The sequence below is a fragment of the Cryobacterium cryoconiti genome (assembly GCF_004403065.1).
Taxonomy (GTDB): Bacteria; Actinomycetota; Actinomycetes; order Actinomycetales; family Microbacteriaceae; genus Cryobacterium; species Cryobacterium cryoconiti.
On record NZ_SOHA01000032.1, the window covers coordinates 59,134 to 74,221 of the forward strand.

The following is a 15,088-nucleotide window of genomic DNA, read 5'->3' on the forward strand; positions in this document are numbered from 1 at the left end:
GGAGGTAACCGTTCCGTTTGATGAAAGTGCCCCCGCGATTCTACCGGTAAGCGCTTGGTAGACTTCCCCGGTGAAGATCCGCGAACTCTCCATCCCCGATTCCTACGAAATCACTCCCAAGCAGTTTGGGGACGACCGGGGGGTTTTCCTCGAGTGGTACCGCTTCGACCGGCTCGAGGAGACGATCGGGCACCGCCTCGACATCGCCCAGGCCAACACGTCGGTGTCCAAGCGCGGTTCCGTGCGCGGCATCCACTTCGCCGACATCCCGCCGAGCCAGGCCAAGTACGTCACGGCCACCCACGGCGCGGTGCTGGACTTCGTCATCGACATCCGGGTGGGCTCCCCGACCTTCGGTCAGTGGGACAGCGTTCTGCTCGACGACACCGACCGACGTGCGATCTACATCGCCGAGGGCCTCGGCCACTGCTTCGTGGCGCTCACCGACAACGCCACGGTCAGCTACCTGGTGACCGCACCCTTCAACCCCGGCCGCGAGCACGGCATCAACCCGCTCGACGCCGACATCGGCCTGGTCTTCCCGCCCGAAGCGGGCGAACTGCTCCTGTCCCCGAAGGACACGGATGCCCCGAGCCTGACCGAAGCCGCCGCCAGCGGCTTGCTGCCCACCTGGGCCGATGCCCGGGCGTTCTACACGTCCCTCAACGAAGGAAAGTGACAATGCGCGGAATCATCCTCGCCGGCGGCTCCGGCACCCGGCTGTGGCCCATCACCAAGGCCATCTCCAAACAGCTGATGCCCATCTACGACAAGCCGATGATCTACTACCCCCTGTCGACGCTGATGATGGCGGACATCAACGAGATCCTGATCATCACCACGCCCGAGTACAACGACCAGTTCCGGGCGCTGCTGGGCGACGGGTCTCACCTCGGACTGCGGATCGAGTACGCCTCCCAGCCGTCCCCGGACGGTCTCGCCCAGGCGTTCATCATCGGTGAGGAATTCATCGGGGACCAGAGCGTCGCTCTCGTGCTCGGCGACAACATCTTCCACGGCGCAGGTCTGGGTTCGGCCCTGCGCGGCAACGCCGACCTGGTCGGCGCCCGGATCTTCGCCTACCACGTGAGCAATCCCACCGCCTACGGCGTAGTGGAATTCGACGACAGCATGACGGCGCTGTCGATCGAGGAGAAGCCGACGAAGCCGAAGAGCAACTACGCGGTTCCCGGCCTCTACTTCTACGACAATTCGGTCGTCGAGATCGCGAAGACCATCGAGCCCAGTGCGCGCGGCGAACTCGAGATCAGCACCGTCAACGAGCGTTACCTCGCGCAGGGCAACCTGCACGTGCAGGTTCTCGACCGTGGCACCGCGTGGCTCGACACCGGCACATTCGAGTCGATGATGCAGGCGTCCGAGTACGTGCGCGTGATCGAAGACCGCCAGGGCTTCAAGGTCGGCTGCATCGAGGAGATCGCCTGGCGGGCCGGCTGGATCTCGAGCGCCGAGCTCGAAGCGCTGGCGGAGCCGCTGCAGAAGAGCGGCTACGGGCGTTACCTGACCGGGCTCATCGCCACGAACGAGTGATCAGCGACTACTGATCAGCCCAGACGGCCGGTGCGGGCCAGGACGCGGGCCCGCACCGACAGGCCGAGCTTGAGCGCCCAGCGCACGGGGGCCAGATAGGGCGCGGAATACTTCTTCTCCAGGTAGCGGTAGGCGCTGGCATGGTGGGCGCGCACCATCTTGCCCGACTCGGTGCTGGTCGAGTGCGCACCGGTGTGCACGACGGATGCCGCGGGAGTGTAGACGTTCGTCCACCCGGCCTTGCCCATCCGGTAACCCAGATCGACGTCTTCGAAGTACATGAAAAAGCCCTCGTCGAAACCGTTGAGCTCGTCGAACGCGGTGCGGCGCACGAGGAGACAGGCTCCGGACAGCCAGCCGACCGGGCGGCGCACGTCGGACCCCTCGCTCTCGGCCCGGTAGGAGCGGCTCCACGGGTTCGTCGGCCAGAGGCGGGCGAACAGTGCGTGTCCCACTCCGTTTCGGAGCGAGGGAAGCTGCCGACCCGACGGGTAGGTGGTGCCGTCGGCGTTCAGCACCCTCGGCCCGACCGAACCGACGAGGGGGTCAGCCGCAAGCTCTGCGAGCAGCGCGCTGGTTGCGCCATGGCCGAGCTCGACATCCGGATTCGAGATCAGGATCGAGGTGACGTGTGGGGGCAGGGACGCGATCGCCGCGTTGATGGCGCCGCCATAGCCCCGGTTCTCGCCGAGGGCGAGGAGACGAGCACCCTGCACTCGCGCGATTTCCGAGATGGCGTTGACGTCGGATGAGTGGTTGTCGGCCACGATCACATCAAGCTGGAGGTCTTCGCTCAGCCGCACAGAGTCGAGGAATTTCGGCAGGTGGGAGCTCGAATTGTAAGTAACTGTGACCACGGCCGTGGACTCGAGGAGAGGGTTAGACATCAGGATCAAGCATACTCAGTGCCCCTGGGGCCTGAATCGCCGCGGTTGTCGGCCGGGACCGGGTCGCCCCCGGGGCCGTTGATAGACTCGGTCGGACATGCCTATATCTACTGAGACTGATCCGATGACGACCGACAAGGGGATCTCTTGACCGTGTTCCGCAGGAGCCTCCGCATTATCCGCGAACAGGGTCCCAAAGTTTTTGTAGGCAAGGCGCTGCACATCGGCCTTCGACCCGTGCGTGTTCTGCGTGCGGAGGGTCCGCGCGTGTTCATCGTGCGCAGCCTGACGAAGGCCAGCACGAAGATCGCCCGTCATGAGAGCGTGATGCTCGTCGCCAACGAGGATGCAGCCGAGCTGGACTGGACCCAGTCCCCACCGTGGCGCGTCTCGCCGACCGTGGTGACTGACGGCCCCGTCGACATCGCCTGGATCATGTCGCCTCCCGGCCTCGAAAGCGGCGGGCACCAGAACCTGTTCCGGTTCATCGACATCGCGGAGAAGGCCGGGCACCGCTGCTCGATCTACCTCTATACGACGAGTGCCGCCGCCGTGAGCATCCCGGACATCCGTGCGATGTTGAAGTCTGCCGGCGCCTACCCGGAAGTTGCCGCCCGCATCACGATGTACGACCGCGACCAGGGCGTCGACGCGAGCACCCAGGCGATTTTCGCCACCGGCTGGGAGACCGCCTACCCGGCCTACCTCGACACGTCCGATGCGCGCCGGTTCTACTTCGTGCAGGACTACGAGGCGAGCTTCTACCCGCTCGGCACCGAGTCCCTGCTCGCCGGCAACACCTACAACTTCGGCTTCCACGGCATCACGGCCGGCGGCTGGCTGGCCCACAAGCTCTCCACCGAGTACGGCATGACCACGGACCACTTCGACTTCGCGGTGGACAAGACCCACTACAGCGTCACGAATGTGGAACGGCGCAACGAGGTCTTCTTCTACGCCCGGCCGGTCACCCCGCGCCGCGCCTTCGAATTCGGATTGCTCGCCCTGGCGGAGTTCGCCCGGCTCAAGCCTGACGTGCGCATCAACCTGGCCGGCTGGGACGTGTCGAACTGGAACATCCCGTTCGAGTACACCAACCTCTCGAGCCTCGATATCTCCGAGCTCAACGCCGTGTACAACCGCTGCGCCGCCGGCCTGGTGATGTCGTTGTCGAACATGTCCCTGCTGCCGCTGGAGCTGCTGTCGAGCGGCGTCACTCCCGTGGTGAACGACGGCCCCAACAACCGGATGGTCTCGGACAACCCCTTCATCGAGTACGTGCCTGCCTCGCCGCAGGCCATCGCCCGCAAAATGGCCGAGGTGTTCGACCACCCCGACGCCGTCGCACGGTCGATCGCGATGTCGGAGTCGGTCGCGCAGGTCAACTGGTCCGATTCCGGGGTGCAGTTCCTCGCGGCGTTCGAAGGGGCCATGCGTGGCTAAGGCAGTCGTCATCGGGGCCAACGGCTTCATCGGCTCCCACCTGGTTGACTCCCTGGCCGCCGCCGGTCACTCCGTCACCGCGTTCGACCGGTTCAGCTCTCAGAACCCGACCTTCACCGCTCCGGACGTGCGGGTGCTGCAGGGCGAGTTCCTCAGCCGTTCCGACCTCGAAGGTGCCGTGGACGGCCAGGAATACGTGTTCCACTTCCTGTCGACCACGAGCCCGGCGACCGCCGAAAGCGATCCGACCCTGGACATCCGCACCAATGTCGCCCAGACGGTCGAGCTTCTCGAGTCGGCCGCGACCGCCGGGATCAAGCGGTTCTATTTCGCCTCGACCGGCGGTGCCATCTACGGGCCGCAGGGCCAGGCGGAGTACGCCGAGACCGACCGGGCGCTGCCGATTTCCCCGTACGGGATCGGCAAGCTGTCGATTGAGCACTACCTGCACTATTTCAAGACCAAGCACGGCCTCGAGTCCACCGCGCTGCGCATTTCGAATCCCTACGGGACCCGCCAGAAGCCCAACAAGAAGCAGGGCCTGATCCCGATCGCCCTGCGCCAGATCTCCCTCGGGCGACCGGTGATCCGCCTGGGCAACGGTTCGATGGTGCGCGACTACGTCTACGTGGAGGACCTGGTGCGGATGGTGACGCCGATGGTCGGTGTGGACACCGAATTCGACCTGTACAACCTGGGCAGCGGCATCGGCTACTCAGTGACCGACATCATCAATTCCCTGCGCCGGGTGACCGGCATCGACTTCGCCGTCGAGGAGCGACCGGCTCCGCCCACGTTCGTCGACCGGGTCGTGCTGGACACCGAACGCTATCGGTCGGAGTTCGGCACCGCCGACATGACCGAGCTCGACGAAGGCGTCAGACTCACCTATGAAGAAATCCGAGAGCACCAGAATGACTGATCAGAACCCAGCGGCTGCGACCCGTGCAACCGTCGCCATCCTCACCTATAACGGCGAGGTCTACCTTGAACGCATTCTGACCGAAGTGCTGGGCCAGGAGCTGGACGGCGCGGTCGAGGTGCTCGTGATCGATTCGGGTTCCACGGACTCGACCCTGGACATCGTGCGCCGATTTCCCTCGGTGCGCCTGCACGAGATCCCGAACTCGGAGTTCGGCCACGGCAAGACCCGCAACCTGGCCGCGCAGCTGGCGACCGGCGAGTTCGTGGCGTACCTGACCCACGACGCCATCCCGGCCTCCCGTCAGTGGCTGCGCGAGCTTCTCGAGCCGTTCCGGCTCGACGAGCGCATCGTCGCCGTGATGGGCAAGCAGATCCCGCGCGCCGGCTGTTTCCCCCTGCTCAAGTACGAAATCCGGGGTGTCTTCGCGGGCTTCGGACCGGACTGGGGCACGTCCGTGTTCTACAAGGATGAGTTCGTGCAGAGTGAGGGCGTGCTGAACGCCATCAGCTTCTACTCCGACGTGAATTCGGCCGCACGACGCGACTTCCTGCTCAACACCATCCCGTACCGCGATGTGCGCTACGCCGAGGACCAGCTCTTCGGCAAGGACCTGATCGAGGCCGGCTATCGCAAAGCGTATGCCGGGCGCGCCGCGGTCGAGCACTCCAATGACCTCACCCTGGCCGAATACGGCAAGCGGATCTTCGACGAGACCATCGGCCTGCGCCAGATCGGCTTTCCGATTCCGCCCATGACGGGCCGGGCTCAGCTACGCCTCACGGTTCGGGGAATCGGTGGCGATACGCTGCGCATCCTGCGGGACCCCGAGTTCAGCTGGAAGCGTCGGCTCTTCTGGCTCGCTATGAACCCGCGCTACCAGGTGCGGAAGTGGACGAGTTACCGTGCGTCGACCCTGACGGATCTCAGTGACCAGGCTGCCCTGGACTCGGGTTCGCTGGAGAACTCGCGAAAAATCTGAGTGGCTCTCTTCCGGCCGGACACCGCGACTTGCAAGGATATGACATGCAGCTGAACGGATCGAAGATCCTGATCACCCAGGCGCATCTGCTGCGCTACATGGGCGCCGAGATCGTGACTCTGGAGCTTGCGGAGCACCTTGCCGGGCAGGGAGCGGAGGTGGTCATCGCGACCCACTCCTTCGGGTACCCGATCCGTCAGGAATTCGACCGTATCGACGGCGTCACGGTCTTCGAACTGTGGGATCCCGAGCTCGCGGTGAACCTGGAGGCTCGACTTCCCGACCTTGCCTGGATTCAGCACTCCATCATCCCGGTGGTCGTGCTGGAACACGCCGACGAGATCCTGTTCATGTTCCACCACATGTCATCGATCCTGCCCGCTGAGTTCACCATGGCCGCGGCTCTGGAATCAGCCCTGGCCACCGCCGTTCTGTTCGAATCGCCGCGATCTCTGGAGATCCACCGTGCGACCGGGGTCTACCAGGATCTGGAGCCCGATCGCCTCCAGGTCATGGGGAACGCGGCGCCGGCCCGATTCGGCGAGGTGACCCCGACGCCGAGCATCGAGCGCCGCATCACGGTGGTCTCCAACCACATACCGCCCGAACTTGTTGCTGCGTTCGAGGGGCTCCGCGAGCACTTCGACCTGGACGTCATCGGCTCCCAGACCGAGCTGGGTGCCACACCGCGACGGGTGACACCCGACACCCTGGCCGGCACGGACGCCATCATCTCGATCGGCAAAACGGTGCAGTATTCGATCGTCGCCGGAGTCCCTGTGTACTGCTACGACCATTTCGGCGGCCCCGGCTGGATCACCCTGGAAAATATCGAAGAGGCCCGCTGGGAGAACTTCTCCGGCCGACGAGCGGGAACGAAGACCGCGACGCAGATCGTCGCCGAGATTTCCGATGGCTTCGACGCGGCGATCGCGGAGGCGGTCCTGGTGCGTCGCGACTGGACTCGCGTCTACCTTCTGCCGAATCGGCTCGACGACCTGCTGCAGTTCGCCTCAGAACGGCCGAGGACCATCGGTAAGCTCACCTCCCTGCAGATCCAGGCACACGAAAACGTGCAGGCGGCCTTCGGGTCGTATGTGCGTGAGTGGATTCGCATGCAAGCGCTTTCCACCGAGCTCAAGCAGGCCGCAATCGAGCGTGAGGCGGAGGTGGAGGCACAGCTTCTCGAGCGCAATCAGGCGGTCTCCGGCCTGAGGGCGGAACTGGACGAGCTCTATTCGAGCCGGCTCTACCGAATTCTGGCCCGCATACGGAACAGTTGGGTCAACCGCACCTTCCGGAAATTCCGGTTGGTTCTTCGCGGTCGCTAGGAGATGCCCGCGGCCCGGGCCGCCGCAATCCGCTTCACACTGGATTCGACGTCCAGACGGATTGCGCCGCGACCGATCCCGTAATCGGCGACTTCGAACGTTGCCGCGGGGTTCACGACCAGGATCGTTGCGCCGGACTCGTAGGCGAGGCCGACGCTGACGGAGTACGAGCCCCCACCCAGATTGTGGTTCTTGAACGTCACGTTCAGTTCATACGTGCCTGGTTGCAGCGGGAGGGTCTCCCCGAGTTCACGGGTGGTCATCCGATAGACCACATTGCCGACCGCGGTCTCCAGGGCAACGCCGATCAGCCAGGGTTCGATGGTTTCGAGCACCTCATACTGAACGCTCACGTGGATATCGGCGCGGGGGGCGATGATGCCGTCCGTGTCCTGATCGGATGCGGTCACGGTGACCTGGGGGACCTCCACGACATGGTGCTCGGGCCGGCCCTCGGCCTCGAGCTTCTCCTCGTGTCTGACCGCCTCGTCGGAGAAGCTGCCCCGGAGCACGCGCAGTGCCTGTGCCGGGTCGCCGTCGTGCAGCATCTCACCGTGCTCGAGCACGACGACCCGGTCGCAGAGCGCGCCGACCTGCTCGGCGGAGTGGCTGACCAGAACGATGGTGCGGCCTTCGGCCTGGAACTGGGCGATCTTGGCCATGCACTTGCGCTGGAAGGGTTCGTCGCCCACGGCCAGGACCTCGTCGACCAGGAGAAGGTCAGGGTCGACGTGAACGGCCACTGCGAAGGCCAGCCGGACGTACATCCCGGAGCTGTAGAACTTCACCTGGGTGTCGATGAAGTCCTCGATACCGGAGAAATCCACGATCTCATCGAAGTAGCGGTCCGTCTCGCTCCGGCTGAGTCCGAGGATGGCGGAGTTGAGGTAGACGTTCTCCCGACCGGTGAGGTCCGGGTGGAATCCCGCACCGAGCTCGAGGAGAGCAGCCATCCGACCGCGCCGGCTGACGTTGCCGGTCGTGGGCTGGATGATCCCGCCGACGACCTTCAGCAGCGTGCTCTTGCCCGATCCGTTGTGACCGACGAGTCCCACGGTAGTGCCCATGGTGATGTCGAGGGAAATGTCTTTGAGCGCCCAGAAATCGTCCTGGTGCTTACGCGCCCGGGAGAAGTTGAGGATGCGTTCCTTGATGGACTTGTCTTTGTGCATGACGAATCTCTTGGAAACGTCTTCCACGTGAATGATTGTCGGCGTGGTCATCGGGTTACAGCTCCTGTGCGAAATTGCCTTGAATGCGCGAGAAGATGCGCTGGCCGATCCAGAGGATCACGATACTGATGCCCAAGGCGATCCACAGCCGGATGGCCAGGTCGTCCGGCCAGTTCTGCGAGGTGGACTCGGTGGTGCCGGCCACCCAGAATGCGCGCTGCATCCCGAGGACGGCGAGGGTGATCGGGTTGGCCAGGTACAACTGTTCCAGCCAGTTTCCCTGCAACTTGTCGTGAACGAACGAAAACGAATAGACGATCGGCGAAGCCCAGAAGAGAACCATGATCGCCACCTCGACGAGGTGCTGGATGTCGCGCAGGTAGACGTTCAAACCGGCCAGGAGGATGCCGAAGCCCGTGGCGAAGAAGATGAGCACGGTCAGCGACAGGGGTGCGTACAGCAGATTGAGGTCGAGAGGTATCTGGCCGGCGACGATCGTTGCCAGAACCAGGATGATCAGCTGCACACCGAAGTTGAAGAGGGCGCCGCCGACGCTGGCCAGGGGGAAGATCTCGCGCGGCAGATAGATCTTCTTGATCAGACCTGAGTTGTTCGTGATCGATGTCGTTCCGCCCTGGACGATCTCGACGAAGAGACCCCAGGTGGTGAGGCCGACGAAGACGAAGATGGCGAAGCTGGGGATGCTGCGGGCCACTCCGAGAATCTGGCCGATGGCGAAGTAGTAGATGAGCAGCTGGGCGAGGGGGCGGACCAGGCTCCAGACAATGCCGAGCGAACTGTCTTTATAGCGCGCCTTGAGCTCTCGTCGCACCAGAAGGGAGGTCAGCTCGCGGCTGCCCCAGACATCCTTGAGGGAGGCCCAGGTGCCGGTCACGAAATGCGTCGACTGCCCAACCGGTTTGAGGTTCTCCCTTGCGACTCGCTGTTCGCGATCGCGGGCTTGTGCCAATGACATGAACAACTCTCGATTGTGGGGATGGGCTTGGATGAGTCTAGGCGAAATTGGGCCGTGTTGCAGGCTTCGCATTCCCTGTGAGTCGGTAGCCTAAGACCCTGCTTACCTCCAGGGAAATGGTGTGGCCGACGAGAGCCCGAAACTCTCGCTGCTGGGATCGCCTGGCCAACCCGGCATCGTGCCGACCTAGATGGAGACCCAGTGAGACTCAAACGCCTGACCGGCCTGACCGTGGCAGTGGCCCTCGCGGGCGCATTCCTGGTGGCGCTCGCGCCGCCTCCCGCGGCCCAAGCCGCCGACTCCGCATTCTTCGATCCGGCCTACATCATCAGCGACAACCTGTTCTTCGACGGGTCCGCCATGAGTACAGCCCAGGTTCAGCAATTCCTCAATGAGAGGGTGCCGAAGTGTCGCGCCGGGTACGTCTGTCTGAAGGACTATCGACAGGACACTCCGACCCGTGCCGCGGTCTCCAACGACTGCGCCGCCTATCAGGGCCAGGCCAACGAGTCGGCCGCGCAGATCATCGCCAAGGTGGGCGCCGCCTGCAACATCAGCCAGAAGGCGATGATCGTCCTGCTCGAAAAGGAGCAGGGGATCATCACGGACGACTGGCCTTCGGCGCGCCAGTATCGCAGCGCCACCGGCTACGGATGCCCGGATACGGCCGACTGTGACACGGAGTACTACGGCTTCTTCAACCAGGTGTACGCCGCAGCGCTGCAATTCCAGTACTACGCCAACAATCCGACCCGGTGGCGTCACGCCCCCGACCGCTGGAACGCAGTGTGGTACCACCCCAATACCGGATGCGGCAGCAGCTCGGTCTACATCAGGAACCAGGCGACAGCCGGCCTCTACAACTACACGCCGTACCAGCCCAACCAGGCGGGCCTCGCGAATCTCTACGGGTCCGGCGACACCTGCAGCTCCTACGGCAACCGCAACTTCTGGCGCATGTACTCGGACTGGTTCGGCTCCCCGATTGAAGGACCCGAGACATACATCGAGCGGGCCTACCAACGCGCCGGCGGTTCCGGCGGCTATCTCGGCGCACCGACAACGAAGGTCACCAAGTACACGGCAAACGGCGGCGGGTACGTTCGCGGCTACGTGAACGGCGCCATCGCCTGGTCCACCGGTACTACCGCGTACGTCCTCACCGGCGCCATCCGCACCGCCTATGGCCAGGCGGGGGGCATCACCGGGACTCTGGGATGGCCGACGTCCGACCCGAACAGCATCGCGGAAAACGGCGGCGGCACGGTCCAGGGGTTCCAGAAGGGGGCCATCGTGTCCTCCAAGGCCGGTTCGTGGGTCCTGTCCGGGGAGATCAGGAACCAGCTCGCGCGAGCGGGCGGAGTCACCGGCGATCCCGGGTGGGCGACCGCCGCCCAGACCTGCGACGGTGCGGGTCTGTGCACACAGCCCTTCACGGGCGGCACGTTCTATGCCTCGCCCGCCGCGGGCGGCAGCTTCGTCCCGACCGCACTGCTGGGGGCCTACACGGCTGCCGGAGGCCCGGCGGGAAGCCTCGGACTGCCGACGACTGCGCCGTCGACCCTGACCGTCAACGGCGGCGGGCGCGTGCAGGGATTCGCCAAGGGTGCCATCGCCTGGTCCCCGAGCGGCGGGGCCCACGTGCTCTCCGGTTCCATTCGGGACTACTTCGGCACCGTCGGAGGAATCGGCGGATCCGCCGGCTGGCCGACGTCGGACCAGCTCTGCGGAGCAGCCGACTGCTCCCAATCGTTCCAGGGTGCCAAACTCTATTGGACGAAGGCAGGTCAGGGGGCATACGTCGACGCACGGATGGCGGGCGTTTACGACAAGCTGGGCGGCACGAGCGGGACGACCGGGTCGCTCGGCCTGCCGACCTCCGGTGTCGTGGCCCTGTCGGCCAATGGCGGCGGTGTTGTGGAGGCATTCCAGAACGGGGCGATCGCCTGGTCTCCGAACGGTGGCGCGCACGCTCTGACCGGGGACATCCGCACCGCGTTCAATCAGGCCGGCGGCATCGGTGGGACGCTGGGCTGGCCCACGGGGGATCAGTCCTGTAGCGATGCCACGCGGTGCTCACAGAAGTTCGTGGGCGGCACGCTGTACTGGTCGTCCACCCTGGGGGCCTCGATCGTCGGGACCGCCATCAACGGCGCCTACACGACGTCCGGTGGACCCACGGGGATCCTGGGCTGGCCCACCAGTGGCGAGATCTTCGTCGCCGCGAACGGGGGAGGATCGGTGCAGACCTTCGAGAAGGGAGCCATCGCCGCGTCGAAGCAGTCCGGCGCCTTCGCCCTTCGCGGCGAGATGCGCACGTACTACAACACCCTCGGAGGCCTCGGCGGCTCGCTCGGCTGGCCCAAGGCCGAGATGACGTGCGACGCAGCCTCGGTGTGCACCCAGCCGTTCACCGGGGGCGTTCTCACCTGGACCCCCGGCTCCGGCGGAACACGGAGCTGAGTGCACCGAGCGCCCTGAACCGGTAGCCATCCCGGGAAGGACAAGAAAAACGGCCCCGTTCGCACGAGCGAACGGGGCCGTTTTTCTGTCGCAGTGGTGACCCCGGTGGGGTCGCGTCGATGCGGCCGGGAGCGTCAGGCCAGCAACGGTGCGTTGATGAGAACGTAGGCGTAGAGGGCGACCGAGTAGCCCAGGAGGATGCCGACCGCCCACCGGTTCCTGATCGTCAGCCCGGCCAACAGCAGGAACGACCCGAGGATCGGGGCCCCATAGCGGGGCGGAAGCGGAAAGTAATTGCCGGTCGTGACATGGATCATGATCGCGAGCATGGGCGCGAAGAACAGTGCGGCCAGTGTCACGGACACCACGATGGGGGTGAGTTTCGATCCCTTGCGCAGGGTCCAGAAGGCACCCAGAACCCCGGTGATACAGATCCAGCTGAGCGGCGCAACCACAAAGCCGGGAATCGCATAGGCGAGGTTGGTCGAGCCCGATATGTTCACGTTGGAAACGATCGTGCCCGGGAGGAAGGTCGCAACCTGTGAAACGAGCTCCTCAGGCGTGAGCGGAATGCCGATCGCCTGATCGACAGGGATGCCGACCGCTTCTGCTGAGCGGAACGCAAGCCAGGCCAACTGGGCGCTCACTGACGCGCCGAGCGCGAGTACGGCGAAGAAGATCAGCCCGAGGGACGACCGGTTCTGCTGGTGCGGCCTGCGGGTCTTCCACCCTGCCCATTGGGTTTGTTTGAGCTCGAGCAGCCACAGAATGAGCAGGTACAGGGCGGCCAGGCAGACGCCGAGAACGTTCGTCACCTTGAACAGGACCGCCACCGTCGAGATGACGGGGAGCCACCATCCGGACCACTGGCCGCGACCGATCTTCACGGCGGCCAGGAGAAGGAGAATGCCGAAGGCGAGGGAGGGAGCATCCGTGCTGATGTACGTATACGTCCACCACGCGAACGGAGACGCGATCACCGCGAGCCCGAGTCCGAGGATGACTGGCCGCCGAATGCGCCACTGCCGGAGCAGCAGATGCAGAAGCACGGCGGCCAGCCCGAGCCAGAGCGCCCCGGTGACCCGCCACGACGAGAGTTGGTTGATCCCCGTGACAGTGTGGATGGCGTCACCCACCACCCGCGTCACCGCAAAGTAGGCGGGAGTGTAGGCATCGGCCGACGTGACGCCCTTGTACGGGAACGACGACAGATCCGCGAGGCTGCTGCCGCACGTCGGACCCATGGGGCCGTAGGGCGTGACCCCGTCACACGACATGATGACGAGGGCTTCCGTGCCGATCTTCTCTCCCTCGTGCACGATGCCCTGGACGGGCAGCTTGAACAGGTAATCCACGTACACCCACTCGTCCACGGGGGACAGGGCCGGACCGTGGTTCGCGGTCACGACCGCTGACATCCCGAAAGACGCGATGACCAGAACGACCGGCACCCAGAGGGCGATGAACAGGCGCCTCCATCGCGTCGCGGGAGAAGCGGCGGGTGTGACGATTTGTTCGTGTGGCACAGTCATATCAATCTCTCGGAGGCGGCCCGGAATCCGTCGAGAATACCGGCAGCCCCGTTGTCTGGAAGACGGATGGGGCGTGAACGGGTGCGCGCGCCGACTAATGGGCCGCATACCATGGGTACTTCGACCTTAGTCGTGAGCACAGATGATCCCGGGCAGAGGGATGGAACCAACAGAAGGATGGATAGCACCGTGAGCCCAGTCGGCGAATCCTTCGAACCGATCACCGTGGTGATCCCCGTCTACAGCGGAGTCGCGCCCGACCATCTGCGGAGGGCTCTGGGCAGCATGCAGGACCAGTCGCTCCCTGCCGACGAGATCCTGATCGTGGAGGACGGGCCGCTGGGCGTCGGCCTCGATGCGGTCGTCGCCGAACTCGGCGCCTCCGATCCCCGCGTGCGCAGAATCTCCCTGGCCCAGAATCGGGGAGTGGCCTACGCCATGCAGGCCGGCCTCGAAGCGGCCAGAAACCGCTGGGTCGCCCGAATGGACGCGGACGACATCTCGTTGCCGAACCGTCTGGCCGCGCAGGCGCAGGCTGCCGCCGGTGGCCGGTACGCGGCCATCGGCGCCGCCATGCTGGAATTCGAAGGCCACGAGGAGAACATCGTCGGCCTGCGTGTCATGCCGCTCACGGAGAAACGGATCCGGCGGTACGTCCTCACGAACAGCCCGATCAACAACCCCACCCTCTTCCTGGACCGCGATGCTGCACTGGCCGTCGGCGGCGTGCGTCATATCCCCAATATGGAGGACTACGACCTGTTCGCGCGGCTGGCCGCCGGGGGCTACCCGATGCTGAATCTTGCCGAACCGCTGCTCCTGTTCCGGGCTGATCCAGCCATGTTCAAGCGCCGGTCGGCCCAGGGGATGTTCGCCGCCGAGGTGCAGATGCAGAACAACCTGCGCTCGTACGGCCTGATCAGAACGCCCCGAATGTACGCGAACATACTGATCAGAAGCGCGTTCAGGGCGCTCCCGCAACGTGCGCTGAGGTTCACCTACGCGCTGATGTTCCGGGTCCGCCCCGCCGACAGCAAGGGCCTAGGCTCGAAACCGAATGGGAAAGGCGCAGCCGAGTCCGATGGATTATGAAGCAAATGGAACGACCGAGGACGGCAGCCCGGCCGGGGTGGCGATGAGTGAACCAGACCGGATGATCGCGGCCAGAACGTGGCTCGTGATCCCGTTGTTCAACGAAGGCACCGTTGTGGGAGACGTTATTCGTCATGCCCGGGAAACCTTTCCCAACGTCGTCTGCGTCGATGATGGCAGCACGGATGACTCGGCCGAGGCGGCGCGGCGGGCCGGCGCCCACGTCGTGCACCACCCCATCAACCTGGGCCAGGGCGCGTCCCTGCAAACCGGACTGCGGTACGCACTCACCGACCCGGGGGCAGAGTACTTCGTCACCTTCGACTCCGACGGCCAGCACCGCGTCGAAGACGCACTGGACATGGTCCGGCGGCTGGCGGCGGAGCCCCTCGACATCGTCGTCGGGTCGCGCTTCCTCGACGACCGAACGAAACCCGGCGCGATCAAACGGCTGGTCCTCAAGGCTGCCGTCGTCTTCCAGAACGTCACCTCCGGTGTGCGTCTCACCGACGCGCATAACGGGCTCCGAGCGCTGTCCCGCCACGCGGCGAGCTCGATCCGGGTGACCCAGAACCGGATGGCGCACGCGTCCGAGATCGTCAACGAAATCGGGCGGCTGAAGCTCCGGTACGCCGAGCAGCCGGTGCACATCATCTACACGGACTATTCGAGGTCGAAGGGGCAATCCGTCTGGAACTCCGTCAACATCATCAGCGACCTCATCTTCAAATGACCGG

General features: G+C 64.9%; 13 protein-coding genes. 9 read left to right on the plus strand and 4 right to left on the minus strand.

What is annotated here, in order from left to right; genetic code table 11:
- The first annotated feature begins 70 nt into the window (after positions 1 to 70).
- The gene (locus E3T49_RS10350; RefSeq protein WP_134424825.1) at positions 71 to 679 is read left to right on the plus strand and encodes a dTDP-4-dehydrorhamnose 3,5-epimerase family protein; all 609 of its coding nucleotides are present in this window, start codon (positions 71 to 73) and stop codon (positions 677 to 679) included.
- 2 nt (positions 680 to 681) lie between these two features.
- Positions 682 to 1,551: a glucose-1-phosphate thymidylyltransferase RfbA gene (rfbA, locus tag E3T49_RS10355; protein WP_134424826.1), complete on the plus strand. Its 870-nt coding sequence runs from the start codon at positions 682 to 684 to the stop codon at positions 1,549 to 1,551.
- A 14-nt stretch (positions 1,552 to 1,565) separates the two neighbouring features.
- Here rfbA and E3T49_RS10360 read toward each other — a convergent pair whose 3' ends face one another.
- Positions 1,566 to 2,438 (minus strand): glycosyltransferase family 2 protein, encoded by an 873-nt coding sequence (locus E3T49_RS10360; protein WP_134424827.1) that lies wholly within the window; start codon positions 2,436 to 2,438, stop codon positions 1,566 to 1,568.
- A gap of 267 nt (positions 2,439 to 2,705) precedes the next feature.
- Between E3T49_RS10360 and E3T49_RS10365 the strand changes: the two genes are divergently transcribed.
- Genes E3T49_RS10365 through E3T49_RS10380 form a run of 4 tightly spaced genes read left to right on the plus strand, consistent with a single transcriptional unit; the run spans position 2,706 to position 7,116 of the window.
- Positions 2,706 to 3,881 carry a rhamnosyltransferase WsaF family glycosyltransferase gene (locus E3T49_RS10365; protein WP_134424828.1) on the plus strand — a complete coding sequence of 392 codons (1,176 nt, stop codon included), beginning with the start codon at positions 2,706 to 2,708 and terminating at the stop codon, positions 3,879 to 3,881.
- On the plus strand, positions 3,874 to 4,803 hold the full coding sequence (locus E3T49_RS10370; protein WP_134424829.1) for an NAD-dependent epimerase/dehydratase family protein: 930 nt from the start codon (positions 3,874 to 3,876) through the stop codon (positions 4,801 to 4,803). The genes E3T49_RS10365 and E3T49_RS10370 overlap by 8 nt, the downstream gene beginning before the upstream one ends.
- The gene (locus E3T49_RS10375) at positions 4,796 to 5,785 is read left to right on the plus strand and encodes a glycosyltransferase family 2 protein (protein ID WP_134424830.1); all 990 of its coding nucleotides are present in this window, start codon (positions 4,796 to 4,798) and stop codon (positions 5,783 to 5,785) included. Before E3T49_RS10370 ends, E3T49_RS10375 begins: the two co-directional genes overlap by 8 nt.
- Positions 5,786 to 5,829: 44 nt before the next feature.
- On the plus strand, positions 5,830 to 7,116 hold the full coding sequence (locus tag E3T49_RS10380; protein ID WP_134424831.1) for a glycosyltransferase family protein: 1,287 nt from the start codon (positions 5,830 to 5,832) through the stop codon (positions 7,114 to 7,116).
- Here E3T49_RS10380 and E3T49_RS10385 read toward each other — a convergent pair.
- Both E3T49_RS10385 and E3T49_RS10390 read right to left on the minus strand, forming a co-directional pair.
- A complete protein-coding gene (locus tag E3T49_RS10385; protein WP_134424832.1) occupies positions 7,113 to 8,339 on the minus strand; it encodes an ABC transporter ATP-binding protein in 1,227 nt (408 codons plus the stop codon). The two genes, E3T49_RS10380 and E3T49_RS10385, sit on opposite strands and share 4 nt — an antisense overlap.
- Before the next feature lie 4 nt (positions 8,340 to 8,343).
- A complete protein-coding gene (locus tag E3T49_RS10390) occupies positions 8,344 to 9,183 on the minus strand; it encodes an ABC transporter permease (protein ID WP_338145425.1) in 840 nt (279 codons plus the stop codon).
- A 282-nt stretch (positions 9,184 to 9,465) separates the two neighbouring features.
- Here E3T49_RS10390 and E3T49_RS10395 point away from each other — a divergent pair, with 282 nt between their 5' ends.
- Positions 9,466 to 11,727, plus strand: a complete 2,262-nt coding sequence (locus E3T49_RS10395) for a hypothetical protein (RefSeq protein WP_134424834.1) — start codon at positions 9,466 to 9,468, stop codon at positions 11,725 to 11,727.
- 134 nt (positions 11,728 to 11,861) lie between these two features.
- Here E3T49_RS10395 and E3T49_RS10400 read toward each other — a convergent pair whose 3' ends face one another.
- Positions 11,862 to 13,259, minus strand: a complete 1,398-nt coding sequence (locus tag E3T49_RS10400; protein ID WP_166785521.1) for a hypothetical protein — start codon at positions 13,257 to 13,259, stop codon at positions 11,862 to 11,864.
- A gap of 189 nt (positions 13,260 to 13,448) precedes the next feature.
- On the opposite strand from E3T49_RS10400, the gene E3T49_RS10405 reads away from it, so the two are divergent.
- Together E3T49_RS10405 and E3T49_RS10410 are read left to right on the plus strand one after the other, a co-directional pair.
- Positions 13,449 to 14,351, plus strand: a complete 903-nt coding sequence (locus tag E3T49_RS10405) for a glycosyltransferase (protein WP_166785522.1) — start codon at positions 13,449 to 13,451, stop codon at positions 14,349 to 14,351.
- A 43-nt stretch (positions 14,352 to 14,394) separates the two neighbouring features.
- On the plus strand, positions 14,395 to 15,084 hold the full coding sequence (locus tag E3T49_RS10410; RefSeq protein ID WP_134424884.1) for a glycosyltransferase family 2 protein: 690 nt from the start codon (positions 14,395 to 14,397) through the stop codon (positions 15,082 to 15,084).
- Positions 15,085 to 15,088 lie beyond the last annotated feature (4 nt).

What these genes read in the sequence shown, in the direction of transcription:
- rfbA (WP_134424826.1), top strand. Translation starts at nt 682, where the DNA reads ATGCGCGGAATCATCCTCGCCGGCGGCTCCGGCACCCGGCTGTGGCCC.
- E3T49_RS10360 (WP_134424827.1), bottom strand. Translation starts at nt 2,438, where the DNA reads ATGTCTAACCCTCTCCTCGAGTCCACGGCCGTGGTCACAGTTACTTAC.
- E3T49_RS10375 (WP_134424830.1), top strand. Translation starts at nt 4,796, where the DNA reads ATGACTGATCAGAACCCAGCGGCTGCGACCCGTGCAACCGTCGCCATC.
- E3T49_RS10380 (WP_134424831.1), top strand. Translation starts at nt 5,830, where the DNA reads ATGCAGCTGAACGGATCGAAGATCCTGATCACCCAGGCGCATCTGCTG.
- E3T49_RS10385 (WP_134424832.1), bottom strand. Translation starts at nt 8,339, where the DNA reads ATGACCACGCCGACAATCATTCACGTGGAAGACGTTTCCAAGAGATTC.
- E3T49_RS10400 (WP_166785521.1), bottom strand. Translation starts at nt 13,259, where the DNA reads ATGACTGTGCCACACGAACAAATCGTCACACCCGCCGCTTCTCCCGCG.
- E3T49_RS10410 (WP_134424884.1), top strand. Translation starts at nt 14,395, where the DNA reads ATGAGTGAACCAGACCGGATGATCGCGGCCAGAACGTGGCTCGTGATC.